Below are 1,380 nucleotides of genomic sequence, written 5' to 3' on the forward strand. Positions count from 1 at the left end.
CAAAGCAATCTGAGAATAATTTCTCTATATTTTTCAATTTGCTGTTATTTTTATCAAGATTCCAGGCCTGTGGCACATTGGCAGTGGATTTGACTGCGTATGTAAATCTGTTCCTCTATCAAACCTTCTTGGCTCTTGTTTTGCATATAGTGGTTGCCCTAACCGTCTCATTAAAATCTGCTGGAGCAAAGTAAGTGGTAAATGTATTTGCTGTCCCCAGCGGAAAACAATTTCCAGTATCTTTCTCAATAAATCTTCTCACATTGCCGTCTGGATCTGTAGCTTGTCCTCTATATTCCTCAAACGTAATGCCACAGAATGTAAATCCTGATCTTATATCATCTCTCAAGGCTGCTCCTTCTTGCCATCTCTCATATGCTTCTTTGACTTTGGCGTGAGAAGTTAAAGCATCAAAAAATTCTGGACTTACCAGCGCATGCACTTTTTCCATGTATTCACCACTCAAATTATCTTCTATGTGTCGCAGTACTTCTAAGCACTTTCTTTTTACATCAGTTGTTGCTGTGCCCAGGGCAAAATTTACTACTTTTGGGGTAATTTCAAATTCATTGTAAAGATTCAGTAATTCAGAGCCATCTGCATCAAGAATAACTCCCTTCAATGCCCCCATACGTAAGTGTTCCAAAGTAATAGCGTGTTTATTTCGCATTGTTTGCAGATGATCAGTTATGACATCAGCCAAGGCTACAAGTTCATTTTCTGAACCAAATGCCCTGATTCCTTGCACTTCTTCAGGCAACACTACATCATCGTGTGGAATATGTGGAATTGTAAAAGTTCGAACCTTTCTTTTTCCTCTTTTTCCCACTGTTGCTGGCGCTCCTGGCACTTGGGTTGGTAATAAACTTAACACTCCATTTTGCTCTTCAATAGTAATGTGTCTAAATCTCACTGATTTACTTGGAAACAATTTTAAACTTTCTGTTCGACCAAAATTAATTGGCAAAATATTCATTGCTCCAGTTAAAGCTGTCATACTAAATGCTGGATTTGTAAATGGATTTTGCATTTTTTCTCCCCTTTTTTTCCCTAATAATGATGTTTTTAGTAGCTTGTTAGACTCCTTTACGGATAATGATTCCTCGTGCCTCAAGTTGCTTTATTGCTGCTGTTTTTTGCTCTTCAGTAATATTTGTTGGCCAAACTACAGCGTTATCAGCAAGTAGTGCTATGCGAGTAATTATTACTGCTTTATTTGCATTTATGTCGCTTACTATTACACCTATCGCTGTTTGCGTGCCATCTGTGGCAGTTGGATTTAAGACTTTAATTAGATTATCTTTGCTATCTAAGCCAACGACTGTTCCAAGTTTTAAATTCTGCTCCTTGGCTACTGTTATTTGATCTCGTGAGTAAAGG

1 protein-coding gene and 1 pseudogene are annotated in these 1,380 nt (G+C 37.9%); both read right to left on the bottom strand.

All coding sequences use genetic code 11. The features are described from left to right. Positions 1 to 33: 33 nt before the first annotated feature. Positions 34 to 1,030: pseudogene (locus IC220_RS07550) on the bottom strand (major capsid protein). Positions 1,031 to 1,076: 46 nt separating this feature from the next. Beyond that, positions 1,077 to 1,380 (bottom strand): head decoration protein (locus IC220_RS07555; RefSeq protein ID WP_188153793.1); only part of this gene is annotated, 304 nt, incomplete at its 5' end.

This window comes from Wolbachia endosymbiont of Pentalonia nigronervosa, from assembly GCF_014534705.1.
Classification (GTDB): Bacteria; Pseudomonadota; Alphaproteobacteria; order Rickettsiales; family Anaplasmataceae; genus Wolbachia.